This is a genomic window from Mesorhizobium sp. M1A.T.Ca.IN.004.03.1.1 (genome assembly GCF_003997555.1).
Lineage (GTDB): Bacteria > Pseudomonadota > Alphaproteobacteria > Rhizobiales > Rhizobiaceae > Mesorhizobium.
This window is the reverse complement of the sequence record NZ_RZTV01000985.1, coordinates 1-241: the sequence shown is the minus strand read 5'-3', so window position 1 is coordinate 241 and position 241 is coordinate 1. Positions and strand designations below refer to the sequence as shown.

Sequence of the window (241 nt, the reverse complement as noted above, 5' to 3'; positions counted from 1 at the left end):
CGCTGATCGTCTTCATCATCGGCTTCACCATGGGCGGCCTGAATTATGTGGTGACGGTGCTGCAGGGACGCGCGCGCGGCATGACGCTGATGCGGATGCCGCTCACCGTCTGGGGCATCTTCACAGCGACCGTTATGGCGCTCTTGGCCTTTCCGGCCCTGTTCGTCGCCTGCGTCATGATGATGTTCGACCGCCTGCTCGGCACCAGCTTCTTCATGCCCGCCATCGTCGAGATGGGCGA

General features: G+C 62.7%; 1 protein-coding gene. It reads left to right on the top strand.

What is annotated here, in order from left to right; translation table 11 throughout:
- Positions 1–241: cbb3-type cytochrome c oxidase subunit I (locus tag EOD29_RS34625; protein WP_206520622.1), on the top strand; the 241-nt coding region annotated here is incomplete at both ends.